This is a genomic window from Rhodococcus sp. 21391, assembly GCF_016772255.1.
GTDB classification, from domain to species: Bacteria; Actinomycetota; Actinomycetes; order Mycobacteriales; family Mycobacteriaceae; genus Rhodococcus_F; species Rhodococcus_F opacus.
In genome coordinates this window covers 4,409,566-4,434,202 of sequence record NZ_CP063781.1, presented here as the reverse complement: position 1 = coordinate 4,434,202, position 24,637 = coordinate 4,409,566, and the positions used below count along the sequence as shown (strand labels likewise).

At 68.3% G+C, this 24,637-nt stretch carries 23 protein-coding genes; 13 read left to right on the top strand and 10 right to left on the bottom strand.

Annotation, left to right across the window (positions count from 1 at the left end; genetic code table 11):
* Positions 1-34: 34 nt before the first annotated feature.
* The gene (locus GO592_RS20570) at positions 35-1,057 is read right to left on the bottom strand and encodes an SGNH/GDSL hydrolase family protein (protein ID WP_039952711.1); all 1,023 of its coding nucleotides are present in this window, start codon (positions 1,055-1,057) and stop codon (positions 35-37) included.
* 135 nt (positions 1,058-1,192) lie between these two features.
* Between GO592_RS20570 and GO592_RS20565 the strand changes: the two genes are divergently transcribed.
* The 4 genes from GO592_RS20565 to ilvA all read left to right on the top strand — a co-directional run bounded on the left by GO592_RS20565 (position 1,193) and on the right by ilvA (position 5,714).
* Positions 1,193-2,578 (top strand): cystathionine beta-synthase, encoded by a 1,386-nt coding sequence (locus GO592_RS20565; protein WP_005255744.1) that lies wholly within the window; start codon positions 1,193-1,195, stop codon positions 2,576-2,578.
* Positions 2,579-2,710: 132 nt separating this feature from the next.
* A complete protein-coding gene (locus GO592_RS20560; protein ID WP_007300198.1) occupies positions 2,711-3,217 on the top strand; it encodes a hypothetical protein in 507 nt (168 codons plus the stop codon).
* Between the two features lie 21 nt (positions 3,218-3,238).
* Positions 3,239-4,411, top strand: coding sequence for a cystathionine gamma-synthase (locus GO592_RS20555; RefSeq protein WP_007300199.1), 1,173 nt, complete (start codon positions 3,239-3,241; stop codon positions 4,409-4,411).
* Between the two features lie 70 nt (positions 4,412-4,481).
* Positions 4,482-5,714 (top strand): threonine ammonia-lyase, encoded by a 1,233-nt coding sequence (ilvA, locus tag GO592_RS20550; protein ID WP_007300200.1) that lies wholly within the window; start codon positions 4,482-4,484, stop codon positions 5,712-5,714.
* Positions 5,715-5,720: 6 nt separating this feature from the next.
* Here ilvA and GO592_RS20545 read toward each other — a convergent pair whose 3' ends face one another.
* On the bottom strand, positions 5,721-6,491 hold the full coding sequence (locus GO592_RS20545; RefSeq protein WP_007300201.1) for an FAD:protein FMN transferase: 771 nt from the start codon (positions 6,489-6,491) through the stop codon (positions 5,721-5,723).
* 25 nt (positions 6,492-6,516) lie between these two features.
* The gene (locus GO592_RS20540; RefSeq protein ID WP_005253724.1) at positions 6,517-6,708 is read right to left on the bottom strand and encodes a hypothetical protein; all 192 of its coding nucleotides are present in this window, start codon (positions 6,706-6,708) and stop codon (positions 6,517-6,519) included.
* Positions 6,709-6,965: 257 nt separating this feature from the next.
* On the opposite strand from GO592_RS20540, the gene GO592_RS20535 reads away from it, so the two are divergent.
* Positions 6,966-8,315 carry a C40 family peptidase gene (locus GO592_RS20535; RefSeq protein ID WP_005253723.1) on the top strand — a complete coding sequence of 450 codons (1,350 nt, stop codon included), beginning with the start codon at positions 6,966-6,968 and terminating at the stop codon, positions 8,313-8,315.
* Positions 8,316-8,395: 80 nt separating this feature from the next.
* Here GO592_RS20535 and greA read toward each other — a convergent pair whose 3' ends face one another.
* Positions 8,396-8,890, bottom strand: a complete 495-nt coding sequence (gene greA / locus GO592_RS20530; protein ID WP_005238978.1) for a transcription elongation factor GreA — start codon at positions 8,888-8,890, stop codon at positions 8,396-8,398.
* A 227-nt stretch (positions 8,891-9,117) separates the two neighbouring features.
* Complete coding sequence (locus tag GO592_RS20525) at positions 9,118-9,543, bottom strand: DUF4307 domain-containing protein (RefSeq protein ID WP_037202953.1); 426 nt, start codon at positions 9,541-9,543, stop codon at positions 9,118-9,120.
* A 191-nt stretch (positions 9,544-9,734) separates the two neighbouring features.
* On the opposite strand from GO592_RS20525, the gene mca reads away from it, so the two are divergent.
* Genes mca through GO592_RS20510 form a run of 3 tightly spaced genes read left to right on the top strand, consistent with a single transcriptional unit; the run spans position 9,735 to position 12,963 of the window.
* The gene (mca, locus tag GO592_RS20520; RefSeq protein WP_005238981.1) at positions 9,735-10,613 is read left to right on the top strand and encodes a mycothiol conjugate amidase Mca; all 879 of its coding nucleotides are present in this window, start codon (positions 9,735-9,737) and stop codon (positions 10,611-10,613) included.
* Positions 10,610-10,930, top strand: coding sequence for a hypothetical protein (locus tag GO592_RS20515; RefSeq protein ID WP_005253720.1), 321 nt, complete (start codon positions 10,610-10,612; stop codon positions 10,928-10,930). Before mca ends, GO592_RS20515 begins: the two co-directional genes overlap by 4 nt.
* 17 nt (positions 10,931-10,947) lie before the next feature.
* Complete coding sequence (locus GO592_RS20510) at positions 10,948-12,963, top strand: thioredoxin domain-containing protein (protein WP_007300202.1); 2,016 nt, start codon at positions 10,948-10,950, stop codon at positions 12,961-12,963.
* A 6-nt stretch (positions 12,964-12,969) separates the two neighbouring features.
* Here GO592_RS20510 and trhA read toward each other — a convergent pair whose 3' ends face one another.
* Positions 12,970-13,638 (bottom strand): PAQR family membrane homeostasis protein TrhA, encoded by a 669-nt coding sequence (gene trhA / locus GO592_RS20505; protein WP_005572246.1) that lies wholly within the window; start codon positions 13,636-13,638, stop codon positions 12,970-12,972.
* 161 nt (positions 13,639-13,799) lie between these two features.
* On the opposite strand from trhA, the gene GO592_RS20500 reads away from it, so the two are divergent.
* Entirely contained in the window at positions 13,800-14,567 is a 768-nt protein-coding gene (locus GO592_RS20500; protein ID WP_005572244.1) for an isoprenyl transferase, read from the top strand.
* Between the two features lie 41 nt (positions 14,568-14,608).
* Here the strand turns inward: GO592_RS20500 and coaA are convergent, their stop codons facing one another.
* Positions 14,609-15,541, bottom strand: coding sequence for a type I pantothenate kinase (coaA, locus tag GO592_RS20495; protein WP_005253716.1), 933 nt, complete (start codon positions 15,539-15,541; stop codon positions 14,609-14,611).
* A gap of 169 nt (positions 15,542-15,710) precedes the next feature.
* Between coaA and GO592_RS20490 the strand changes: the two genes are divergently transcribed.
* From GO592_RS20490 to GO592_RS20480, 3 genes are all read left to right on the top strand, one after another.
* Positions 15,711-16,931: a hypothetical protein gene (locus GO592_RS20490; RefSeq protein WP_007300203.1), complete on the top strand. Its 1,221-nt coding sequence runs from the start codon at positions 15,711-15,713 to the stop codon at positions 16,929-16,931.
* A gap of 66 nt (positions 16,932-16,997) precedes the next feature.
* Entirely contained in the window at positions 16,998-18,293 is a 1,296-nt protein-coding gene (glyA, locus tag GO592_RS20485) for a serine hydroxymethyltransferase (protein ID WP_005253714.1), read from the top strand.
* 308 nt (positions 18,294-18,601) lie between these two features.
* Positions 18,602-19,969 (top strand): PhoH family protein, encoded by a 1,368-nt coding sequence (locus tag GO592_RS20480; RefSeq protein ID WP_025432159.1) that lies wholly within the window; start codon positions 18,602-18,604, stop codon positions 19,967-19,969.
* Positions 19,970-20,043: 74 nt separating this feature from the next.
* Here the strand turns inward: GO592_RS20480 and GO592_RS20475 are convergent, their stop codons facing one another.
* Both GO592_RS20475 and GO592_RS20470 read right to left on the bottom strand, forming a co-directional pair.
* Entirely contained in the window at positions 20,044-20,475 is a 432-nt protein-coding gene (locus tag GO592_RS20475) for a limonene-1,2-epoxide hydrolase family protein (RefSeq protein ID WP_005253712.1), read from the bottom strand.
* Between the two features lie 26 nt (positions 20,476-20,501).
* Positions 20,502-22,109 (bottom strand): serine hydrolase, encoded by a 1,608-nt coding sequence (locus GO592_RS20470; protein ID WP_007300204.1) that lies wholly within the window; start codon positions 22,107-22,109, stop codon positions 20,502-20,504.
* A 156-nt stretch (positions 22,110-22,265) separates the two neighbouring features.
* Between GO592_RS20470 and GO592_RS20465 the strand changes: the two genes are divergently transcribed.
* The gene (locus tag GO592_RS20465; RefSeq protein ID WP_039952748.1) at positions 22,266-23,123 is read left to right on the top strand and encodes an acyl-ACP desaturase; all 858 of its coding nucleotides are present in this window, start codon (positions 22,266-22,268) and stop codon (positions 23,121-23,123) included.
* Positions 23,124-23,181: 58 nt separating this feature from the next.
* Here the strand turns inward: GO592_RS20465 and GO592_RS20460 are convergent, their stop codons facing one another.
* Positions 23,182-24,585 carry a class II fumarate hydratase gene (locus tag GO592_RS20460; RefSeq protein WP_005238997.1) on the bottom strand — a complete coding sequence of 468 codons (1,404 nt, stop codon included), beginning with the start codon at positions 24,583-24,585 and terminating at the stop codon, positions 23,182-23,184.
* Between the last annotated feature and the right edge of the window lie 52 nt (positions 24,586-24,637).

Genomic DNA, 24,637 nt, shown 5'->3' with positions numbered 1-24,637 from the left:
TACGTTGCCGGGCGGCACCGGGGACATCGCCATCTCACTCAGCGACCCGTCGCCTCCTGGACGCGGACGCCTCCTCGATCGCGAGGAGCTCGTCGAGGCGGGAAGGTGAGCGTCGCCGGGCACTGAGTCGCCACAGGAAACGGTTGAGCGAGGCGGTCATTCGGGTCGACAGCTTGCGTGATTCCGCGGCCTCCGACACCTCGGGCAGGTCGGGCAGCGGTCCGCCGTGCCACATGCCCAGAGCGGTCGCGAGAACGGGCACGATCTGCATCGCCGCCAATTCGTACCCCGCCGCGGACGGGTGGAAGTGGTCGGAGGAGAACATCCGGTCGGGGGCCGCCAGGAACTCCGGCGCCAGCAGGTCGGCCAACGCCACCGGGCGGCCACCCGCCGCGCTGGTCGCCGCCGCCTGCGCCCGGGCCAGGCGCAACCCCCACGTTCGGACGACGGTCCGCAGGGGCTGCGGAATCGCGGTGACCACCCCGAGGTCGGGGCACGTTCCGACCACGACCGCGCAGTCGTGGGCGCGGAGCCGTTCGACCGCCTCCCCGAGCCTGCGCGCCGACGCCCGGATCGAGTTCTTGGACGTCACGTCGTTGGCGCCGACCAGGATCACCGCGGCGTCCGGCGGCGGTCCGGCCACGAACATCGCGTCCACCTGCCCGCTGAGCCCGCGGGACGTGGCGCCGCCGATGGCCTTGGTGCTCAGCCGGATCCGCTTGCCGGTCTCGTCGGCGAGGCGCCTCGCGATCTGCACACCGGGCACTTCGTCCGCCGACAGGCATCCCACCCCGGCGGCCGTGGAGTCGCCGAAAATCATCAGATGGACGTCGTACGAGACGGTCCGTAGCCAGCGTTCGGGGACCGCGGCGCCGGGGGAGTAGACGCCGTCGGCCTCCGGCGGCTTGGCGACGTTGCGCCCGATCACACCGCGGGCCGCCGTCGCCTGCGACATCAGATAGGAGTACGCCGCCCACGACAGCGTGCCTGCGCTCGAACCTGCCACGACAGCCGCGGCGCCGGCTTTCACTCCGGTCTGCCAGCTCCTCTTGGGCACTGGTCTCACCTTTCCGCTACCTGGTGCTCATCTCACGGGTTCCAGCGGACTGCGTCCGCACCAATCTAGTCGGATCAGGGCCCCCGTGCCGGACGTCTGTGAGCATCGGATCAGGGCATCTGGGAGCATGGAGGCATGCGCATCGCGGAACACGTCGTCGACCTGATCGGCAACACCCCTCTCGTCAAGCTCTCTTCTGTCATCGGGGAGAACCACGGGACCGTTGCAGCCAAGATCGAATACCTCAACCCGGGCGGAAGCTCGAAGGACCGCATCGCGGTCAAGATGATCGACGCCGCGGAGGCGTCCGGTGAGCTGAAGCCGGGTGGGACCATCGTGGAGCCCACCTCCGGCAACACCGGCATCGGCCTCGCTCTGGTGGCCCAGAAGCGCGGATACAAGTGCGTGTTCGTCTGCCCCGACAAGGTCAGCGAAGACAAGCGGAACGTCCTCAAGGCCTACGGCGCCGAGGTCGTGGTGTGCCCCACCGCGGTCGCGCCCGAGCACCCGGACAGCTACTACAGCGTCTCCGACCGGCTCGCACGCGAACTCCCCGGCGGCTGGAAGCCCAACCAGTACTCCAACCCGGGCGGCCCGCAGAGCCACTACGAGACCACCGGCCCCGAGATCTGGGCCGACACCGACGGCAAGATCACCCACTTCGTCGCAGGCGTCGGCACCGGCGGCACCATCACCGGCACCGGCCGCTACCTCAAGGAGGTGTCCGGCGGCAAGGTCAAGGTCATCGGCGCCGACCCCGAGGGTTCCGTGTACTCGGGTGGCACCGGCCGTCCGTACCTGGTCGAGGGCGTGGGCGAGGACTTCTGGCCGAGCGCCTACGACCCGTCCATCCCCGACGAGATCATCGCCGTGTCCGACGCCGACTCCTTCGAGATGACCCGTCGCCTCGCGCGCGAAGAGGGCCTGCTGGTCGGCGGCTCCTGCGGCATGGCCGTCGTCGCCGCACTCGAGGTCGCCAAGCGCGAGGGCCCCGACGCGGTCATCGTCGTCCTGCTGCCCGACGGTGGTCGCGGATACCTCTCGAAGATCTTCAACGACAAGTGGATGGCGTCCTACGGCTTCCTCCGCACCCCGCTCGACGGCAAGCCCGACGAGAAGACCGTGGGCGACGTGCTGCGCGGTAAGTCCGGCGAACTCCCGGACCTCGTCCACACCCACCCGTCCGAGACGCTGCGTGACGCCATCGAGATCCTGCGCGAGTACGGGGTGTCCCAGATGCCCGTCGTCGGCGCGGAGCCGCCCGTCATGGCCGGTGAAGTGGCGGGCAGCGTCACCGAGCGTGACCTGCTCAGTGCCGTGTTCGAGGGACGCGCGCACCTGGCCGACCCGGTGGAGAAGCACATGAGCAAGCCGTTCCCGCTCATCGGTTCGGGTGAGCCCGTGTCGGCCGCCACCAAGGCGCTCGGCGACACCGACGCGCTGATGGTCGTCGACGACGGCAAGCCTGCCGGGGTCATCACCCGCCACGACCTTCTCGGGTTCCTCAGCGCCGGCTCCTAGACGACACGTCGGACCCGGGCACGACAACACTGGTCACCGCTGCGCACGGAACGTACGGTGCACAGCGGGGGACCGGTCCGGTGTCCGTGAGGGGGAATCTCAGTGAGTGCTCGTCTACGTCGTCGTGTTCTTGTGGGCTCGGTTGTCCTGCTCGGGTTCGCCGCCGCCGGATGCGGGAACAGCATCGAGGGTGCCGCCGTCGCACAGCCGGGATCGTCGGACGTCGACTCGGCGTCTGCGGGCACGTCGTCTTCGGCGGCGTCCGCCGACTGCGCCGCGCTGACGAAGGCACTCGGCCGGCTGGTGTCGGACCGGCCGCATCTCACCGAGGCCGTCCTGCCCGGCTCGACCGATCCGACGTGCTCGTGGTCCAAGGGACCGACCAACGTCATGAGCACCATCACCGCGTCGGTCAAGCCGCAGGTGACGGATCCCGCCGTCCTCGTCGAGATGCGGAACGGGACGAACGTCGTCCCCGACCCCCGTTCCGCCGAGTTCGGCGGGGTGGTACTCGACGTCGTGGCCATGGCGCTGCTCACCCCGGAACACAGCATCATCGTCAACGCGCTCGACCCCTCCGTCAGCGACGCGACCAAGCTCGACGTCGCGTTCGCGATCGCGGAGTATCTGGAGAAGTAGGTCCCCACTAGGCTGGGGGCCATGAGTGAGCAGCGCAGCAAAGCGGACAACATCAGCTGGCAGGGGTTCTCCACCAAGGCCGTGCACGCAGGATTCGACCCGGACCCGCAGACGGGGGCCGTCAACGTTCCGATCTATGCGAGTTCGACGTTCGCGCAGGACGGCGTCGGCGGCATGCGTAACGGATTCGAATACGCCCGCACCGGCAACCCCACCCGACGACCGCTCGAGGCCAACCTCGCCGCCCTCGAGTCGGGCACGTACGGTCGCGCGTTCGGCTCGGGCATGGCCGCCACCGACTGCCTGCTCCGTGCCGCGCTGCGCCCCGGCGACCACCTGGTCATCCCGAACGACGCCTACGGCGGAACGTTCCGCCTGATCGACAAGGTCTTCACCCAGTGGGGCATCGAGTACACGCCCGCCGCGGTCTCCGACGTGGACGCGGTCCGGGCAGCCATCCGGCCCAACACCAAGCTCGTGTGGGTCGAGACGCCCACGAACCCGCTCCTCAACATCGGTGACATCGAGGCACTGTCCGACATCGCGCACGAGGCCGGCGCGAAGATCGTCGTCGACAACACGTTCGCCTCGCCGTACCTGCAGCAGCCGCTGCAGCTCGGCGCCGACGTCGCGCTGCACTCGACCACCAAGTACATCGGCGGACACTCCGACGTCGTCGGCGGCGCACTCGTCACCAACGACGAGGAACTCGACACGGCGTTCGCGTTCCTGCAGAACGGTGCCGGCGCGGTCCCCGGACCCTTCGACGCGTTCCTCACGCTCCGCGGCATCAAGACCCTCTCCCTGCGCATGGAGCGGCACAGCGACAACGCCGAGAAGGTCGTCGAACTGCTCACCGGGCACTCCGCGGTGTCGCAGGTCATCTACCCCGGACTCGACTCGCACCCCGGCCACAAGGTCGCGCAGAAGCAGATGCGCCGCTTCGGCGGCATGATCTCGGTCCGCCTCGCCGGCGGCAAGCAGGCCGCACTGGACTTCTGCTCGCGCACCGAGATCTTCACGCTGGCCGAGTCGCTCGGCGGCGTCGAGTCGCTGATCGAGCACCCGGGTGCCATGACCCACGCCTCCACCGCCGGTTCGCTGCTCGAGGTTCCGGACGACCTGGTGCGCCTGTCCGTCGGCATCGAGGATGCCGCCGACCTCGTGGGCGACATCGAGCAGGCGCTGAAGTAGGCGGCTTCGCCGCCCGTGCGCCTTTTTGGTTGCCGCCGCTACCAAAAAAGGCGCACGGGCCGAAGGCCTTATGCTGGCCCGCGTGGAGCCTGTCACGCTGGATCAGATCAGAGCAGCTCGTAAGCTGCTGGACCCCGTCATGCGCCGGACGCCGGTGATCGCGTCCCGGGCGTTATCGGAACGATGCGGGCACGTCGTGTCGCTGAAGTGCGAAAACTTGCAGCGCACTGGATCTTTCAAACCGCGGGGTGCGTACAACCGGATCGCGAATCTGTCGGTCGCGGAACGGGCCTGCGGGGTCGTGGCGGCCAGCGCGGGCAATCACGCGCAGGGCGTGGCCTGGGCGGCCACGGAACTGGGCATCCCGTCCACCGTGTTCATGCCCACCGGCGCACCACTTCCGAAACTCGTCGCCACCAAGGCGTACGGCGCCACCGTCCACTTGACCGGCGACACCGTGGACGACGCGCTCGTCGCCGCGAAGGAGTTCGCGGACGAGACCGGCGCCGTCCTCATCCATCCCTTCGATCACGTCGACATCGTCGCCGGGCAGGGGACCGTCGGCCTCGAGATCCTCGAGCAGGAACCCGACGTCGGCACGCTTGTCGTCCCGACCGGCGGCGGTGGGCTGATTGCGGGCATCGCCGCGGCGGTCAAGGCCACCCGGCCGGACGTGCGGATCGTCGGCGTCCAGGCCGAGCAGGCGGCCGCGTGGCCGCGTTCGCTGGCGGAGGGCCGTCCGATTCCGCTGGAGACCATGTCGACGATGGCCGACGGCATCGCGGTCGGCCGGCCCGGCGACGTGCCGTTCGCCCACGTCGGCTCGCAGGTCGACGCCATCGTGACGGTCAGCGAGGACGCGCTGTCCCGGGCGCTGCTCCTGTGCCTCGAACGCGCGAAGCTCATCGTGGAGCCTGCGGGCGCGGCGGCGGTGGCCGCGTTGATCAGCTGCTCGACGGAAGAGCTGGGACTCACCGGGAAGGTGTGCGCGGTGCTGTCCGGCGGCAACATCGACCCGTTGCTGCTCACCCACGTCGTCAATCACGGCCTTCGGGCCGCCGGCCGGTATCTCGGTGTGCACCTGACCATTCCGGACCGACCGGGTGGTCTGGTCAGCCTCCTGGGCGTGATCAGCGGCAACGGCGCCAGCGTGGTGGACGTCGTCCACTCCCGCACCGGCGGCGCGCTCGCGCTCGACGAGGTGGAGGTGTTCCTCACCGTCGAGACCCGTGGCCCCGGCCACCGGCAGGATCTCCTCGACGCACTGCGCGACGCCCAGTACGCGGTTCGCCTCCAGGAATAGCCGGACCTAGCTCGGCCACCCACCCATGGTGATCACCCGGAACTCCTGATCCACCAGCCGGGCAGGCAGCTCGAGGTTGGTGAGCCAATCGATCGCACCGCCGCCCATCCCCACCGCGGCCGTGCTCGACGCGTGCGCCGTGGTGCACGACTCGGCCACCACGGACACGGTCCGCCACAACGAGATCGAGTCGGGATGCAACGGCTTGACGGTGCTGGCGGTCGCGACGGCCGCACCCGACGGGATCGACACCTGACAGGTGGGGTCGCCCGGCAGGTCCTGGACCTGGACCTGCCAGCCGTCCGGTGGCGTGGTCCCGGCGGTGGCGATGTCTCCGCCGAGCGCCACCAGGACGCCACACCCGAGCAGCTCCGCCGTCGTGGACGCACAGTGGTCGGCGGAACTCGCCCGCGCGGTCGCCGTCAGGTCGAGTTCCACGCCGGCGGGCAGCGTGACCTCGGTACCGTCGACGGTGATCGACCGCCACGACTGAGGTGCGGGGGCCGACGCAGTGGGGTCGAGTGCCCCCTCCGTGGTGCGCGCTGCGGCGAGGGCGTCGCTCAGGAACCGCGCGAACATCGGGGTGACCGTGTTCGGGCCCTCGTCGAGGGAGCGGATCTCGGCGTCCGCGCGGTCCCGGTTGACGGCGGCATCGGCCGCCGCGAGGTAACCGCGGATCAGGTTCGACGCCGAACTCAGGGCGTCGGGGTCGGTGACGACGATGCGTGCGTGCACACCCCAGGTGGACCATTCGGTTGCGCTGCGTGCGCTGGTCATGTGGTGGTTCTCCGGTCGCGCGATCTCAGGAACCGCTGGACACGGCGTCCGGTGCGCCGAATCCTGCCGAGACGAGGGGTGCTGCCACCGCCGAATCGGGGGTCGCGGGGTCCGCTGCCGCCGCCATACCGCCACCGGCGACCAGTCCGGCGATTCCGGCTGCCGCGAGGACGCGGCGAACGGGAAGCAGGCGGGAAATCCGTCGGTCTTCACTCATGCCGACCAGCTTCCCCGACGAACCTTAGAACAACCTGGGAAGAATCTGTCTCTCCTCGTCGAGTGCGCGGTGGGTGCAGTGCACGCCCCTGGCGCGTCGCATGCAGTCGTGCCCGACAGCCGTGATTCGCCAGGTGCCGCTCTCCCGCAGGTCACGGTAGGAAACGGATCAATCCCGCAGAATCGCCTCGCATCTGCTGTGCCCCGTCGTAACGTGAACTCACTCGGTTAGGTGCACCGAGGAGGAGGAGCGCACGTATGTCAGTTGATGCAGCGGCGATCATCGTGGCGATCACCACCGCAGCGGGGGCCATCGTTCAGGGAGCGGACATACCGCAGCCGGTGAAAGATCAAGCAGCAGAAGCAATTCAGGTGGTCGAGCAGGCCTCACCCGACGTTCAGAAACAAGTTGACGACGCAATATCGACCCTCCCCGAACCGGCCCGCGTGCAGGCCGAGCAGATGGTGGCCCAGGCCTCGGATGTGGTGAAGCAGGCGACCGACCCCTACATTCCGCCGCCACCCGCCGTCGAGGCGGCTCCGCCGCCTGCTCCGGTTCCCCCACTGGCGCTGCCGGACACGCCACTCGACCAGCCCCCAGCGATGAGCGCCCCCGACGTCGGAAATGCGATCGGGGGCCTCGCCGCTCTGCCGGGGGTCCCCGCCCTGATCAGCGGACTCGGGTCGCTGATCCCGTCCGTCCCCGCCGGCTTCCCCGGTGTCTCGCTCGCGCCGGTCGGCGCCATCGCCGTCTTCGCGCCGTGGATCCGCAAGGCCGGGTCGCTGTGCGAGGGCATCAAGCCGCCGACGCTGGCGGCCCTGTATTCCGTCGAGAACGGCTTCCGCTACGGCGCGACCTCACCGGTGTCCCGGGCGGGCGCTCGGGGTCCCGGCCAGTTCATGCCCCCCGCGTGGGCCAAGTACGGCAAGGACGCGGACGGCGACGGCAAAGTCGACATCAACGGCGTCGCCGACCCGATGATGGCGTCCGGTCAGATGCTGTGCGACCTGTTCGGGCAGATCGAGGGCTGGAAGAAGGAGGGTGTGGTCAAGGGCGACACCCTCGACCTCACGATCGCCGCGTACAACGCCGGTGCGGGTGCGGTCCGGACCGCGGGTGGCATGCCCGCCGGCAAGTTCGACTACGAGCACGAAACGCAGCCGTACGTCGCGCGGATCCGATCGCTGGAGGAGTCGTTCGCGCGGATGCTGTCGCCGTTCTTCTACGGTGCGGCCGCCGGTGACACGAGCCGCGTCGTCGAGGCGGCCATGCGGTTCATCGGTCTGCCGTACGTGTGGGGCGGCGGCAACATCAACGGACCGTCCGGCGGCGGTTTCGACTGCTCGGGGCTGACGTCGTTCGCCGTGTACGCCGCAACCGGCGTCAAACTGCCCCGCACGTCGGAAACGCAGTGGAATGTCGGTGTGGAGGTGCCGCTGTCGCAGGCCAGGCCCGGAGACCTGCTGTTCGGCAACTGGCAGTCGGGTGGGCCGGGACACGTGGCGATCTACGTCGGCAACGGCCAGATGCTGCACGCCCCGACGACGGGCGATGTGGTGCGGATCGGTCCCGTGTTCGCCGACATGAAGGCCCGCAGGGTCTTCTGATCCCGCTCACAGGCGTCAACGCAGAAAACTCCGGCCCGGGCGCGTGGCCCGGACCGGAGTTTTCGGCGGTGGATCCGCGATCAGCTGTGGTACGGCTCCGCGCTGACGAGCGTCACCTTCATGCTGCTGCCGTTGGGCAGCGTGTATTCGCGGGTTTCGCCGACCTTCGCCTCGAGCAGTGCGCCACCCAGCGGGGAGTTGGGGGAGTAGACCTCGAGCTTGTTGTCGCGTGCACCCTCTTCGCGGGTGGCGATCAGGAACGTCTCCGTGTCCTTCTCGTCGCCGTCGTAGTACACCTTCACCACGGAACCGGGCAGTGCGACACCGGACTGAGTGGGCGCTTCGCCGACCTTCGCGCTGTTCAGGAGTTCCTGAAGCTGGCGGATGCGTGCCTCCTGCTGACCCTGCTCTTCGCGGGCCGCGTGGTAGCCACCGTTCTCCTTCAGATCGCCCTCTTCGCGACGCTCGTTGATCTCGGCGGCGATGACCGGACGATTGGCAATGAGCTGGTCGAGTTCGCTCTTGAGCCTGTCATGTGACTCCTGGGTCAGCCAGGTCACCTGGGTCTCGGTCATCTCGATCACTCCCTCGTAGTTGGAGCCGCCGGGCTCCCTCGACAGACCACTGCAACAGCAGTGATCAACGGCTCGGCAAAATTCGACGGCCGGGGCCGTTCGATTTCCGCCTTGCCGCCAATGCAGCAATACACGGTTCCAAACCGGAACCGTGTACCAGGCGATTCTAGCACGATTGGGGAGCGCAAACCCCGAATAACCCGAACGGTCGCTCGGGTGCGCCGGTGTCAGCCGCCGGTCAGATAGGCGGGAACGTCCAGGCTGCAGCCGTAGATGTCGCCCATCGCGGGCGGGCGCGACGTGTAGACGGGGGCGGTGACTTTCACCGTCTGGTCTTCGCCGCCGGCGATGTAGACCTCGCGACGGCCGGTCTCGGAACCGTCCTTGGAGCGGGAGCGGACGATGCAGACCGCCGCCTGGGACGGGTCCTCGCGGGTGACGGTGAACGTGATGTCCAGCTGCGATTCACTCACCAGATCGAACGACGTGGCCTCGCTGTCGATCTCGGAGACGGCGAACTTGTCGTAGGCGACGAACGCCACGATCACACCGACGACCAGGACCGCCGCGGACAGCGCCCACACGAGCCAGCGCTTCGGGCGCGCAGGCTTTGCCGCGGCTGTGTATCGGCCCGGGGGAAGCGTTCTCGTCATCTCTCAACTCTCGTACCGCTCCGGTTCCACGTAACTCGCAGCACTCGAGCGGGGGCACGGCTGCGAGCGGAACTCTCGGGTGGAACTATAGAGGACGTGCGTCAGTGCGCCGTCAGCGATGGCGGAGGGCGAGAGCGCGCGACACGGACAAGCCGGCAACGGCTACTGGCGAAGTTGAGGTGAACGAATACGTGAGCGGATTCCGGCTCATGGCCGTCCATGCCCATCCCGACGACGAGTCGAGCAAGGGTGCCGCGACAACGGCCCGTTACGCCGCAGAGGGCAACGAAGTGAAGGTCGTGACGTTGACCGGTGGTGAACGTGGCGACATCCTCAACCCCGCGATGGACGTGCCCGGGGTGCGGGACCGCATCCACGAGGTACGCATCGAGGAGATGGCCGAGGCGGCGCGCATCCTCGGAGTCCAGCACCAGTGGCTGGGATTCGTCGACTCGGGTCTGCCCGAGGGTGACCCGAAGCCGCCGCTGCCGGAGGGCTGCTTCGCGCTCGTTCCGCTCGAGGAGTCGACCGAGGCGCTGGTGCGCGTGATCCGTGAGTTCCGTCCGCACGTCATGACCACGTACGACGAGAACGGCGGCTACCCGCACCCCGATCACATCCGGTGCCACGAGGTGTCGATGGCCGCGTACGAGGCCGCTGCCGATCCGGAGCGGTTCCCCGACGCCGGGGAACCGTGGAAGGTGCAGAAGGTCTACTACTCGCACGGCTTCATCCGGAAGCGTCTCCTGCAGTTCCAGGAGGAGTACGACCGCCGCGGCGAAGAGTTCCCGATGGCCGAGTGGCTCAAGAAGTGGAAGACCGAGCAGGGCGACCTGATGGCACGCGTCACCACCCAGATCACGTGCGGCGACTATTTCCCTCAGCGTGACGACGCGTTGCGGGCCCACGCGACCCAGATCGACCCGAACGGCTCGTTCTTCGCGGTGCCGCTCGAGATCCAGCAGAAGATCTGGCCGACCGAGGAATTCGAGCTCGCCAAGACCCGCGTCACCACCTCCATCCCGGAGAACGACCTGTTCGCGGGCATCAACGAGGACGGACAGCAGTGAATGCGTTGACGGTGAGCATCGTGGCCGGCGCGGCGGACGTCCTGGCGCAGACGCCGAGCACCCCGTCCGGTCCCGAGTTCGGCAAGGCGTCGCCCATCGGTCTCGTCGTCATTCTCGCGCTGCTCGCGGGTGTGGTGCTGCTGGTGCGGTCGATGAACAAGAAGCTCAAGAACCTGCCCGAGACGTTCGAGCCGGAGCACCCCGAACCGGACCAGGAAGCGGACGAGGGCACCGACCGCGGCGCGATCCACGGTGGCGGGCCGAGCAGCACCGAACCGCCGAAGCCGACGGACACCCCGCCGAACCTGCAGAAGTAGTCGAACAGGAGCCGGACATGGACCCACGCGCACAGAACACACTCGGTGGGTCCACCAGCCCCTATCTGCGACAGCACGCCGACAACCCCGTGCACTGGCAGCAGTGGGGTCCGGAGGCGACCGAGTGGGCGCGCGAGCGGGACGTCCCGATCCTGTTGTCGATCGGATACTCGGCGTGCCACTGGTGCCACGTGATGGCCCACGAGTCCTTCGAGGACGAGGCGGTGGCGTCGCTGATGAACGAGCACTTCGTGTGCGTCAAGGTCGACCGCGAGGAGCGTCCGGACCTCGATGCCGTGTACATGAACGCCACGGTCGCGATGACCGGTCAGGGTGGCTGGCCGATGACGTGCTTCCTCACTCCCGACGGCGCCCCGTTCTACTGCGGCACCTACTACCCGGCCGAGCCGCGCGGCGGGATGCCGTCGTTCACGCAACTGCTGAGCGCCATCGCCGACACGTGGCGGGACCACCGCGGTGACGTCGACGACGCGGCCGCCTCGGTGGTCGCCGAGTTGCGGCGGGGAGCCGGCGGCATTCCCGAGGGCGAGGTCCGGGTGGACGCGGCCCTGCTGGACGCGGCTGCCGCAGCCGTGCTGCGGGACGAGGACGCCGACCGCGGTGGGTTCGGAGGAGCCCCCAAGTTCCCGCCGTCCGCGCTGATGGAAGGCCTGCTGCGCACGTACGAGCGGTCCGGTGACGACGACGTGCTCGGTGTTGTGGGGCGGACGGCGTCGGCGATGGCGCGCGGCGGCATCTACGACCAGCTCGGCGGCGGTTTCGCCCGGTATTCGGTCGACGCCGCGTGGGTGGTGCCGCACTTCGAGAAGATGCTCTACGACAACGCCCAGCTGCTGCGCGTGTACGCGCACCTGGGCCGGCGCACGGGCTCGGACCTGGCCGTCCGGGTCACCGAGGAGACGGTCGAGTTCCTGCTGCGCGATCTGCGCACCGACAACGGGTCGTTCGCGTCCGCCCTCGACGCCGACACCGAGGGCGTCGAGGGCCTCACGTACGTGTGGACCCCCGGGCAGCTCGTCGAGGTTCTCGGCCCCGAGGACGGGGAGTGGGCGGCCCGGGTGTTCGCGGTGACCGCGGACGGGACGTTCGAGGCCGGCACGTCCGTCCTGCAGCTTCCGCGCGATCCGGACGACTGGGACCGCTGGCGCCGGATCCGGGGCACGCTGCTCGCCCAGCGTGCGACGCGGCCGCAGCCGGGACGCGACGACAAGGTGGTCACCGCCTGGAACGGTCTCACGATCACCGCGCTCGCCGAGGCCGGTGCCGGACTCGGCAGGCCGGAGTGGGTGGCCGCGGCCGCCGATTGCGCGCGTGCGGTGCTGGGCTTGCACGTCGTCGACGGGCGTCTGCGGAGGGCGTCGCTGGGAACGTCCGTGGGCGAATCGGCCGGGGTGCTCGAGGACTACGCCTGCCTGGCGACGGGCCTTCTCGCGTTGTATCAGGCGACCGGCGACACCGCATGGCTGACGCACGCGCAGGCGCTGCTGGACCGCGCCCTGATCCATTTCGCCGACGACGAGCGGCCGGGCAGCTGGTTCGACACCGCCGACGACGCCGAGACACTGGTGACACGCCCCCGCGACCCGGTCGACGGTGCGACGCCGTCCGGAGCGTCGTGCCTGGTCGAGGCACTGCTCACCGCGGCCGCGGTGGCCGACGCGGACGCGTCGGGACGGTACGCGAGCGCGGCCGCCGAATCGCTCGACCGGGTGGCACTGCTTCTGGAGCGCGCGCCGCGATCGGCCGGGCACTGGCTCGCGGTGGCCGAGGCGTCGGTGCGCGGCCCTATCCAGGTGGCCGTGGCGACCGACGGGGATTCCGTCCTGCTTCGGGAGGCGCGCAGACTCGCTCCCGGGGGTGCCGTCGTGGTCGGCGGCGCACCGGACTCGTCCCCGCTGCTCGCCGACCGGCCGCTGGTCGGCGGCGCGTCCGCGGCGTACGTGTGCCGCGGGTTCGTGTGCGACCGCCCGGTGTCGACGATCGAGGACCTGGGTGCCGCGTTGAGCCGGTAGTCCGGCCTACCGGAACACCACCAGCCACACGGCGATGTAGTGGCACAGGGCCGCGATGACGGTGGCGGCGTGGAAGAACTCGTGATGCCCGAACGTGGTCGGCCACGGGTTGGGCCACTTGGTGGCGTAGAGGATCGCGCCGACCGAGTAGAGGATGCCGCCGATCAGCAGCAGCACCATCGGTAGGACGCCGACCTCGTGCGTCAGTTCGGGTGCGACGGGAACGATGGCCCAGCCGAGCAGCAGGTAGAGCGGTACTCCGACCCAGCGCGGTGCCGTCGGCCACAGCATTTTCAGCGCGACCCCGGCGAGCGCCCCCGCCCACACGACGATCAGCAGGGTCCGGCCCGTGTCGGGCGGAAGCCCCAGCACCGCGAACGGGGTGTAGCTGCCGGCGATGAACAGGAAGATCATCGAATGGTCCGCGCGCTTCATCCACGTGCGGGCCTTGACGGTGTTCCAGTGGATCCGGTGGTAGGTGGCGCTGACCCCGAACACACCGCACACCGTGAGGCTGTAGACGGCGGTGGCGAGCGCCGCTTCCCCGGACACCTGGGTGCCCGACAGTGTGACGAGGACGATGCCGGCGATCACGGAGACGCCGAACGCCCACAGGTGGATCCACCCTCGCAGTCGGGGCTTGACGGGCAGTTCGTCGAGGCCGAAAGCGGTCACTGAACACCTCTTCTCGCTGTGTGTGGCACTAACCTACGCAACCGTAGGTTAGCTTGTGGTGAGAGCGTACCCGTCGGTAGCAGCAAGTCGTGCGCTGTGTGACGGCCGTCGCGGATCACCTTCGGATGCGGCGTACTCTTGCGTGTCATGGTGATCTCCAGGTGAGTGCGCGAGGACTGCTGTACAGCATCTACGAGCGTCGTCTACTGAAGCGGCTCGACGGTCTACAGCACCCTCGGCACATTGCCGTGATGTGCGACGGCAACCGGCGGTGGGCCCGGGAAAACGGCTTCGAGGACGTCAGTCACGGCCACCGCATGGGCGCCCTGAAGATCTCCGAGCTGCTCGGCTGGTGCGACGCCGCGGGCATCGAGATGGCGACCATCTACCTGCTGTCCACCGAGAACCTGCGCCGCGACCCCGGGGAACTCGACACCCTGCTCGAGATCATCACGGACGTCGTCGAGGAGATCTCCGGCCCCGACAAGAACTGGAGCGTCAAGATCGTCGGCGCCCTCGACCTCCTGCCCTCCGAACAGTCGCGCCGTCTGCGCGACGCGGCCGCCGGGACCGAGGGGCGCACCGGCACCCACGTCAACGTCGCGATCGGCTACGGCGGTCGCCAGGAGATCGCCGACGCCGTGCAGTCGCTGCTGAGCGAGAAACTCCTCGCGGGACTGTCGGGGGACGAACTGGTGAAATCGATCACAGTCGACGGCATCGACGGTCACCTCTACACGTCCGGCCAGCCCGACCCCGACCTCGTGATCCGCACGTCGGGGGAGCAGCGGCTGTCGGGGTTCCTGCTGTGGCAGAGCGCCTACTCCGAGATCTGGTTCACCGAGGCGTACTGGCCCGAGTTCCGCCGGGTCGACTTCCTCCGCGCGCTCCGCGACTACGCCGCCCGGCACCGCCGCTTCGGCGTCTGACGTGAGTGGCGAAGCGTGCCGGAATACACTTCGCCACTCACCTACAGCTTCCGCAGCCGCAGCCGGTTGATCGAATGATTGGCGTCCTTGCGCAGCACGAGCGTGGCACGCGGACGCGTCGGCAGGATGTTCTCCACGAGGTTCGGCCGGTTGATGTTGTGCCAGATCTCCTGGGCGGCAGCCGTCGCGTCCCGGTCGGACAGTCCGGCGTAGTGGTGGAAGTGTGCGTCGGGGTCGGAGAACGACGTCTTCCGCAGCGCGAGAAAACGCTGGATGTACCAGTTCTCGATGTCCTCGATGCGGGCGTCGACGTAGATCGAGAAGTCGAATAGGTCCGACACCATCAGCCGGGGACCGGTCTGCAGCACGTTGAGACCCTCGATGATGAGGATGTCCGGCTGCCGGATCAGGTGGTACTGGCCCGGGATGATGTCGTACGAGATGTGTGAATACACCGGCGCGGCCACTTCTTCGGCCCCCGACTTCACCTCGGTGACGAACCGCAGCAGCTTGCGGCGGTCGTAACTTTCGGGAAAGCCCTTGCGGTGCATGATCCCGCGGCGGTTCAGCTCGGCCGTCTGATACAGGAAGCCGTCCGTCGTCACCAGGTCGACGCGCGGGTGGTGCTCCCACCGCGCGAGGAGGGCCTGGAGGACACGGGCGGTAGTGGACTTGCCAACCGCCACACTGCCGGCGACGCCGATCACGAACGGCACCTGCTGGTCGGGGTGCTTCTCGCCGAGGAACGTCGCGGTCGCGGCGAACAGTCGCTGCCGTGCCGCGACCTGCAGGTGGATGAGACGCGACAGCGGCAGGTACACCTCCGCGACCTCTTCGAGGTCGATCTGCTCGCCGAGGCCCCGCAGTCCGTACAGCTCTTCCTCGGTCAGGACGAGTGGCGTCGACTTACGCAGTGTGCGCCACTGCTTCCGGTCGAATTCGACGTACGGACTGGACTCGCTCGTCCGCGCCATCAGTTCCGCTCACACTCGGGTACACGGGGGAGTGAGCGGTCCATGCCCAGAATCTCTGCCGTCGTCGTTGCGCTGGCGAGTAGCGGTTGCATAGTCGGATTGTGCTTGGTGCCACAGGCTGCGCTGTCGGCGGGTCGGGCAGACGCGTGTGCGACTAAGGTCGGACGGCATGGAATCCGTTTCGTTCGTACGCGAATACTTGCTGCTCGGGCTGGGTTTCGACCGGCTGGAGGAAGGATTCGTCGACGCGTATACAGGCGATCCCGCGCTGCGCAGGCAGGTGGAGAACGCGCCGAAGCCCGATCCGCGCGTTCTCGCGCGCACGGCGGCGAACCTCCGCGCGGAATTGCCGTCGGCGGGACTGTCCGAGGAGCGGACCCGGTTCCTCGACGTCCATCTCCGCGCCCTCGAATGCTCGGGGCGCAAGTTCGCGGGCGACGACGTCGGCTTCGTCGACGAGGTCGAGGCGTACTTCGACGTCCGGATCGAACGCGGCGACGAGGAGCAGTACCGGGAGGCGCACCGGAAGATGGACGCCGTGCTGCCCGGAACGGGGCCGCTCGCCGAACGCATCCAGGCCCACCGCGCGAAGGACGAGATCCCCGCGGACCGGTTGCAGGAATGTGTCGACGCCTTCTCGAGCGCTCTGCGCGATCTCGTGCGCGGGCATTACGCACTGCCCGACTCGGAAGTCGTCGAGTACGAGGTGGTGGGCGACAAGCCGTGGTCGGGGTTCAACTACTACCTCGGCGACTACCGTTCCCGGGTCGCGATCAACTCCGACCTCAAGCAGCACATGTCGAACCTGCCGCGGCTGATCGCGCACGAGTCGTACCCCGGCCACCACACCGAGCACTGCCGCAAGGAAGCCGGACTGGTCGGCGCTGGACAGCTCGAGCAGACGTTGTTCGTCGTCAACACCCCGCAGTGCCTGATGGCCGAGGGGCTCGCGGACCTCGCGCTCGAATCGATCGTCGGGTCGGACTGGGGGCTGTGGGCGCAGGAAATCTACGCCGACCTGGGCCTGCGATTCGACGGTGAGCAGGCGCAACGTCTGTCCGGGGCGTCCGGGCAGCTGCTCGGTGTGCGGCAGGATGCGGCGATGATGCTGCACGACGAGGGCCGCAGCCACGACGACGTCGCGGCGTTCCTGCAGCGGTGGAGCCTGTCGACTCCCGAGCGGGCCCGGCAGTCGCTGCGGTTCCTGTCGTCGCCGTTGTGGCGGGCGTACACCAGCACCTACGTGGAGGGATACCGACTGCTCGGTGGCTGGCTGGGCGAGGTGCCGGTCGGCGCGGAGCGGTCGGAGCGGTTCCGCCGGCTGCTCGACGAGCCGCTCGTGCCCAGCGTCCTGCGCGCCGGTGAGGGGTACCTCACCGCGGGCGGTTAGGAAGTCCTCACGGGTACTTCGTAGACTGGGAGCATTCGTTTCCGCATCCAGCTTGGAGATCCCTCGATGACCGCTGTGCCCGGTACCGACGTCAACACGGCCCCCCTCGCCGAACTCGACCCCGAAGTCGCCCAGGCCATGGCAGGTGAGCTGGCCCGTCAGCGCGACACGCTGGAAATGATCGCCTCGGAGAACTTCGTTCCGCGCGCGGTCCTCCAGGCCCAGGGCAGCGTCCTCACCAACAAGTACGCCGAGGGATACCCGGGACGCCGCTACTACGGCGGCTGCGAGCACGTCGACGTCATCGAGGATCTCGCCCGCACCCGCGCCAAGGAACTGTTCGGCGCCGACTTCGCGAACGTTCAGCCGCACTCCGGCGCACAGGCCAACGCGGCGGTCCTGATGGCCCTGATGAACCCGGGTGAGAAGCTCCTCGGCCTCGACCTGGCGCACGGCGGCCACCTCACGCACGGCATGAAGCTGAACTTCTCCGGCAAGCTGTACGACGTCGAGTCGTACGGGGTCAGCAAGGAGGACCACCGCATCGACATGGACGAGGTCCGCAAGATCGCGGTCGCCGCGCAGCCGAAGGTCATCGTCGCCGGTTGGTCCGCGTACCCCCGTCACGAGGACTTCGCCGCGTTCCGGTCGATCGCCGACGAGGTCGGCGCGTACCTGTGGGTCGACATGGCGCACTTCGCGGGCCTGGTCGCTGCCGGGCTGCACCCGTCGCCCGTGCCGTACGCCGACGTCGTGTCCAGCACGGTCCACAAGACGCTCGGCGGGCCGCGCTCCGGCCTGATCCTCGCCAAGCAGGAGTGGGCGAAGAAGCTCAACTCCGCCGTCTTCCCCGGCCAGCAGGGCGGGCCGCTGATGCACGCCATCGCCGCCAAGGCCGTCTCCCTGAAGATCGCGGGCACCGAGGAGTTCAAGGACCGTCAGCAGCGCACCCTGACCGGCGCGAAGATCCTCGCCGAGCGTCTGACCGGCGCCGATGTCGTCGACAAGGGTGTCAGCGTCCTCACCGGCGGCACCGACGTGCACCTCGTGCTCGTCGACCTGCGCAACTCGCAGCTCGACGGCCAGCAGGGTGAGGACCTTCTCCACGAGGTCGGCATCACCGTCAACCGCAACGCGGTGCCGTTCGACCCCCGCCCGCCGATGGTCACGTCCGGCCTCCGGATCGGCACGGCGGCGCTCGCGTCGCGTGGATTCGGGGACGAGCAGTTCACCGAGGTCGCCGACATCATCGGCACCGCACTCGCCGGATCGTCCGACGTCGAGACGCTGAAGTCCCGCGTGTCGAAGCTTGCCGCCGACTTCCCGCTGTACGAGGGTCTCGAGGACTGGCGCCTGATCTAGGCGGCTCCGCCGCCCGTGCGTGGCCTGCGAGTGCAGGGACTCGTTAACCACGCACGGGCGCCGCGGGCGCCTCCACGTAACGCGATGTTCACCGACACGCCCGCCGCTCGCACGGCCGTCCGGCGTGTTTGGCAGTACCGTCGGGGGTAACAGGCAGCGGGGAAGTTGCTTGTACGGGAGGTCCTGATCGTGGCTGACACACTCAGTGCGAGGGGGCCGGCGCCCGGCCCTCGTGTGGTGACACACCAGGGACGGACCGGTCCAGCGAACCGAGTTTGCGTGGGTGCCACGCAGACCTAGGAGCCAACGTGACTGCTTCACGCTCCGTCTCAGCCCGCGTCGGACGTTCGTCCGCCGCCCCCAGGAAATCGTCGGATTCTGCAGTTCGTACATTCGTACTCGATACCTCCGTACTGCTGTCCGACCCCTGGGCCGTCACCAGGTTCGCCGAGCACCGTGTGGTGCTTCCCCTCGTCGTGATCAGCGAGCTCGAAGGGAAGCGGCACCACCACGAGTTGGGATGGTTCGCAAGAGAATCGCTGCGCATGCTCGACGACCTCCGTCTGGAATACGGTCGTCTCGACCAGCCGGTGCCGATCGGCACCGAGGGTGGCACCTTGCAGGTCGAGTTGAACCACACCGACCCGTCGGTTCTACCGGTCGGATTCCGCACGGACAGCAACGATTCGAGGATCCTGGCCTGCGCACTGAACCTCGAGGCCGAGGGCGGTGACGTCGTCCTGGTCAGCAAGGACATCCCGCTGCGAGTGAAGGCCGGTGCGGTGGGTCTTCCCGCCGACGAGTACCACGCCCACGACGTCGTTCCGTCGGGTTGGACGGGGATGACCGAACTGGACGTGGCGTCCTCGTCGATCGACGAACTGTTCTCCGAGGGTGTCGTCGATCTGGAGGAGGCCCGGGAGCTTCCGTGCCACACGGGTATTCGGCTGCTGGGCGGTTCGTCGAGCGCACTGGGCCGCGTGAACGCCGACAAGCGGGTGCAGCTGGTGCGGGGGGAGCGTGAGGCATTCGGTCTGCACGGACGTTCGGCCGAGCAGCGGATCGCCCTGGACATCCTGCTGGACGACAGTGTGGGCATCGTGTCGCTGGGCGGCAAGGCGGGCACCGGCAAGTCGGCGCTGGCGTTGACGGCGGGGCTGGAGGCGGTGCTCGAGCGCCGCACCCAGCGGAAAGTCGTTGTCTTCCGGCCGCTCTACGCGGTGGGCGGGCAGGAGCTCGGCTACCTGCCGGGTAGTGAGAGCGAGAAGATGGGCCCGTGGGCCCAGGCGGTCTTCGACACACTCGACGGCCTCGCCAGCACCGAGGTGATGGACGAGGTGATCAGCCGCGGCATGCTGGAAGTGTTGCCACTCACGCATATTCGCGGACGGTCACTGCACGATTCGTTCGTGATCGTGGACGAGGCGCAGTCGCTGGAACGCAATGTGCTGCTCACGGTGCTTTCCCGGCTCGGCACCGGCTCCCGGGTGATCCTGACTCACGACGTCGCTCAGCGCGACAACCTGAGGGTCGGACGTCACGACGGGGTGGCCGCGGTGATCGAGAAGCTCAAGGGGCATCCGCTGTTCGCCCACATCACGTTGACGCGCAGTGAGCGTTCGCCGATCGCGGCGCTCGTGACGGAGATGCTGGAGGAGTTCGGGCCGACGCCGTAGGCGCCTGCCGCGCAGCGTGATCCGCCCGATGGCACCACGGTCCGACCGGACCGAGGTGGCATCGGGCGGAAACGTCAGAAGGCGCGCAAAATACCTTTGAGCGTGCCCCACAGAAAGTCCCGGCTGCTGAAGTAGTCGCGCCAGACGGCGATCTTGCCGTCCTTCATCTCGAACGTGCCGCACACCCAGAACTCGCTGCGCAGCCGCTTGTAGATCAGGACGTCGGTGCGTTCGGTCAGCACGGCCGTCCCGTCGCCGACGATGTGGTGCAGGCGCACATCGAATCCGACACCGGGGCGGCTCATTCCGCGCAGTATCCGCATGACGGAGCCGAGGCCGCGGATCTTGGGCAGGGACACGTTGTGCCACACGATGTCCTGGTGCAGATACTGTTGCGCGGCGTCCGGGTCGCCGGCGACGAGCGCGTCCAGGAAGGCCCGGACCACCTGGACATCTGCCGTGTCCGTTCGAGTGGTTCCCGTCGGTTCGTGCGAGTTCGTGCTCATGGTCTTCTTCCCGTCGAAGTGTCGGCTCAGCGGACGAATGTCCCCCGGCCTTCCGTGTCGTAGTACTCGAGTGTGACGTTGTTGCCGGCGAACGTGGTCTTCGAGATGGTTCCGGGTGGGGCGTTCTCACCGCTGGGTATGAAGGTGAAGGTCTCGCCGTCCCAGTGGGTGAGTGGGAAGGTCTGCCCGGCGGGCCCGAGTTGGAGCGACAGCGCGCCGTTGCTCTCCGTGACGACGGCGGGACCCCAATACGGGTTGCCGTAGGTGCCCGCGTAGGTGGGGAGCGGCTGCGGTGGTGCCGGGTTCGCGGGGGCCGTCTGGCCGACGAGACTGCCCTCGGGCTCGTCCATCGGCGCGATGGCCTGCCGGTACAACGACCTCCAGTCCTCGCGGATCTCCCCGAACTGGACGAGGTCGGCGAACTCGGCGGTGAGGGACTCGGGAATGCCGATGGGCGACCCGTTGGTCAGCGCGACGATGGCGACGTCGGCGGACGGTATCGCGACGAAGTTCGTCGCCACCCCGAGCTGGAATCCACCGGAGTGGCTGAGGGAGACCCGCCCTGCCGGGGTGGTCGAGACGTTGAACCCATAACCGTAGGACCCCGGACGGCTGTCCATCGACTGTGGTGGGCTGGACACCATCTGAGGACTGACCGCGGGGAGCAGTGATTCGGGGGACACGATCTCCTTGCCCTCGAACGTGCCGTCGGCCAACAGCATCGCCAGCCATTTGCCCATGTCGTTGACGGACGAGCTCACCCCGCCCGCGGGGGACTGGGCGTCGGGATTGCGTACCGCATCGGCGACGTACTTGCCGTCGACGAGTTGGTGCGCGACGGCGCGGTCGTCGTGGGCCTCATAGTCGGCGAATCGCGAACTCGTGGAGGACATCCCCAGCGGCTGGTAGATCGTCTGCTCGGAGAGCGTCGCCCAATCCGTCCCCGACGCCGCCGCGACGGCCTCCGCCGCCGCGGTGAGGCCGAAGTTGGTGTACTCGTAGGTGATCCGGAACGGATTCAGCGGCTCGAGCCGGAGCTTGTCGAGCACCTGCTGCTGGTTGAAACCCAGGTCCTCGAGCAGATCGCCGGCATGGTCGGGCAACCCCGACCGGTGCGAGTACAGATCGCCCACCGTGACGTGCTCCGTGACCCACGGGTCGGCGAGGGCGAAACCGGGCAACTTGGACACCACGGGAGTGTCCCAGCCGACGACGCCGGCATCGACCTGGTGGGCCACCACCGTCGACCCCACCGGTTTCGACATCGACGCCAGCTGAAACACGGTGTCGGCGTCCACCTTCTGATCGGTGCCCGCCTCGCGCACCCCGAATCCCTTCGCGTACACGGTCTGCCCACCGTGGACGACGGCGACCGCCATACCCGGAAGACCGGAACTGTCCATCAACTCGGTCGCCAGTTCGTCGAGACGGCCCACGGCGTCGTCGATCTGACCGTCCGGGATGTCGACGCCCGCGACCGTCCCCGGGTTCGGCGGCTGCGAGGACTCCGAGGTGGGGTTCGCGCCGGACGTCTCGGAACCGGAGTCGTCTGCGTCGGAGCCGCAACCCGTCACGAGTGACCCGCCGAGCGCGAGAGCCGACAGAAGTATCGTCAGGTTCCGATGTCTGCGCATGGGTGATCCTCTGCTCGGGCCCGGGGTAACCGTGGACTGCCAGCCTAACGACTTCAAGCCCATGACCAGGATGTTTTCGTCACAACGCCGCCGTTGTTCCCGTCGAATTCACCGGTGGTCGACCCGGTGCCCCGGCGCGGACGCTACGGTGTGCGGATGCCGATTGAAAAGAATGACTCGCAGCTGCTCAGTGAGCTGGCCCCGGTGGTGGACGAAAACCTCACACGTCACATCGCCGAGGCGGACGGCTGGCAGCCGCACGATCTGGTTCCCTGGGACCAGGGCAAGAACTTTGCGTTCATGGGTGGAACGGATTGGTCGGCAGATCAGTCGACGCTGAGCGACGTCGAGGCGCTCGCACTGACCGTGGGTGTGCTGGTGGCGGACAATGTGCCCGCGTACCACCGGGAGATCGCCAAGCACCTCGCCCAGGTGGGCCCGTGGTGGCGCTGGGTGGGCCGCTGGACCGCGGAGGAGAACCGGCACTCCATCGTCCTCCGGAACTACCTGATGGTGACGCGCGCCGTCGACCCCGTCGCCCTCGAGCGCGCCCGGATGGACGAGATGGTCCGCGGTTACGCGATGCCGCCGATGCATTTGGTCGAGATGCTCGCGAACTCCGCGTTCGAGGAGAAGGCCGCGGCGGTGCGTCATCACAACACGGCGGCACTCGGCGAGGACCCGCTGGTGGCCGTGATCGCCGAGCGGCTGGCCGCGGACGACGAACTGCAGTCGCTGTTCTACCGGAACATCGTCGAGGCCGCGTTCGAGCTGGTACCCGATCAGACGATGCGCGCGATCGCGTCGCGGATCGCCGCATTCGACGTGCCGAGCGTGGCACTGCCCGGCGGAACCGACAGCACCGCCGTGCTCGCCGAGGCCGGTATCTACGACCCCGCACAGCAGGGGGAGAAGGTGTTCGCTCCGCTGCTCCGCTCGTGGAACATCGCCGACCGTACCGATCTCGGCTCGGAGGGCGAGAAGGCCCGCGACGAGCTGTCCGCGCTGCTGTAGGACTTCTGCGCGAGAGGGCCCGCACTCGATCGAGTGCGGGCCCTCTCCGTCGGCAGGCTCAGTCCTTCACCTTCGCCATCGCCAGCACGTCGAGACGCTTGTCGAGTTCTTCCTCGCTCAGCTTGTCGCCGATCAGACCACGGTCGACGACGGTCTCGCGGATGGTCTTCTTCTCCTTCAGCGCCTGCTTGGCGACAGCAGCGGCCTCCTCGTACCCGATCGCGGAGTTCAGTGGCGTCACGATGGACGGCGACGACTCCGCGAGCGTCTTGAGGTGCTCGGTGTTCGCGACGAGCCCCACGACACACCGGTCGGCGAACAGTCGCGTGACGTTGGCCAGCAACGTCAACGACTCGAGCAGGTTCCGCGCCATCATCGGGATGTAGACGTTGAGCTCGAACGCGCCGGCGGCACCGCCCCAGGCGACCGCGGCATCGTTGCCGACCACCTGAGCGGCGACCTGGGTGGCAGCCTCCGGGAGCACCGGATTGACCTTGCCGGGCATGATCGAACTGCCGGGCTGCAGGTCGGGGAGACGGATCTCGCCGAGACCGGTGAGCGGTCCCGATCCCATCCAGCGGATGTCGTTGGCGATCTTGGTCAGGGACACCGCGATGGTGCGCAGCGCGCCGGACGCCTCCACCAGGCCGTCACGCGCCGCCTGCGCCTCGAAACTGTTCTTCGCCGGTGTGAGGGCGTCGACGCCCGTCGCCTTCACCAGTTCGGCGACGACCTTCGGGCCGAATCCGTCGGGGGCATTGAGTCCCGTTCCGACCGCGGTGCCGCCGATGGGCAGCTCACCGAGCCGGGGAAGGCAGGCGACGACCCGCTCCATCCCCGCCTCCATCTGGCGGGCGTAACCGCCGAACTCCTGGCCGAGGGTCACCGGGACGGCGTCCATGAGGTGGGTGCGGCCCGACTTCACGACGTGCTTCCACTCGGTGGACTTGTCGAGCAGGGCCAGGCGCAGGTGGTCGAGGGCGGGGAGGAGGTCCTTCACCGCGGACTCGGTGGCCGCGACATGCGTCGCGGTGGGAAACGTGTCGTTGGACGACTGCGACATGTTGACATCGTCGTTGGGGTGGACGACCACACCGTTCGCCGCGGCGATCGACGCGATCACCTCGTTGGCGTTCATGTTGGAACTGGTGCCCGAGCCCGTCTGGAAGACGTCGATGGGGAATTGATCGTCGTGCTTGCCCTCGGCGATCTCGCCCGCCGCGGCGATAATGGCGTCCGCCTTCTCGGCGTCGAGGAGGCCGAGGTCCTTGTTGACCTGCGCGCAGGCTGCTTTCAGCAGACCCATTGCACGTATCTGGGTGCGCTCGAGACCTCGACCGCTGATCGGGAAGTTCTCGACGGCGCGCTGAGTTTGCGCGCGCCACAGGGCATCCACGGGCACCCGCACCTCGCCCATGGTGTCGTGTTCGATCCGGTACTGCTGCTCGTTGCTCTCGGTCATGCGTCAAACATGCCACTTCTGAGCGCGTCGTGGGGGCGCTCCCCGTGCGCCT

Excerpts from the sequence above, each read along its gene's own strand:
- GO592_RS20565 (WP_005255744.1), top strand. The coding sequence starts at position 1,193 with ATGCGCATCGCGGAACACGTCGTCGACCTGATCGGCAACACCCCTCTC.
- GO592_RS20555 (WP_007300199.1), top strand. The coding sequence starts at position 3,239 with ATGAGTGAGCAGCGCAGCAAAGCGGACAACATCAGCTGGCAGGGGTTC.
- ilvA (WP_007300200.1), top strand. The coding sequence starts at position 4,482 with ATGCTGGCCCGCGTGGAGCCTGTCACGCTGGATCAGATCAGAGCAGCT.
- GO592_RS20545 (WP_007300201.1), bottom strand. The coding sequence starts at position 6,491 with ATGACCAGCGCACGCAGCGCAACCGAATGGTCCACCTGGGGTGTGCAC.
- GO592_RS20540 (WP_005253724.1), bottom strand. The coding sequence starts at position 6,708 with ATGAGTGAAGACCGACGGATTTCCCGCCTGCTTCCCGTTCGCCGCGTC.
- GO592_RS20535 (WP_005253723.1), top strand. The coding sequence starts at position 6,966 with ATGTCAGTTGATGCAGCGGCGATCATCGTGGCGATCACCACCGCAGCG.
- greA (WP_005238978.1), bottom strand. The coding sequence starts at position 8,890 with ATGACCGAGACCCAGGTGACCTGGCTGACCCAGGAGTCACATGACAGG.
- GO592_RS20525 (WP_037202953.1), bottom strand. The coding sequence starts at position 9,543 with ATGACGAGAACGCTTCCCCCGGGCCGATACACAGCCGCGGCAAAGCCT.
- GO592_RS20510 (WP_007300202.1), top strand. The coding sequence starts at position 10,948 with ATGGACCCACGCGCACAGAACACACTCGGTGGGTCCACCAGCCCCTAT.
- coaA (WP_005253716.1), bottom strand. The coding sequence starts at position 15,541 with ATGGCGCGGACGAGCGAGTCCAGTCCGTACGTCGAATTCGACCGGAAG.
- GO592_RS20490 (WP_007300203.1), top strand. The coding sequence starts at position 15,711 with ATGGAATCCGTTTCGTTCGTACGCGAATACTTGCTGCTCGGGCTGGGT.
- glyA (WP_005253714.1), top strand. The coding sequence starts at position 16,998 with ATGACCGCTGTGCCCGGTACCGACGTCAACACGGCCCCCCTCGCCGAA.
- GO592_RS20475 (WP_005253712.1), bottom strand. The coding sequence starts at position 20,475 with ATGAGCACGAACTCGCACGAACCGACGGGAACCACTCGAACGGACACG.
- GO592_RS20470 (WP_007300204.1), bottom strand. The coding sequence starts at position 22,109 with ATGCGCAGACATCGGAACCTGACGATACTTCTGTCGGCTCTCGCGCTC.
- GO592_RS20465 (WP_039952748.1), top strand. The coding sequence starts at position 22,266 with ATGCCGATTGAAAAGAATGACTCGCAGCTGCTCAGTGAGCTGGCCCCG.
- GO592_RS20460 (WP_005238997.1), bottom strand. The coding sequence starts at position 24,585 with ATGACCGAGAGCAACGAGCAGCAGTACCGGATCGAACACGACACCATG.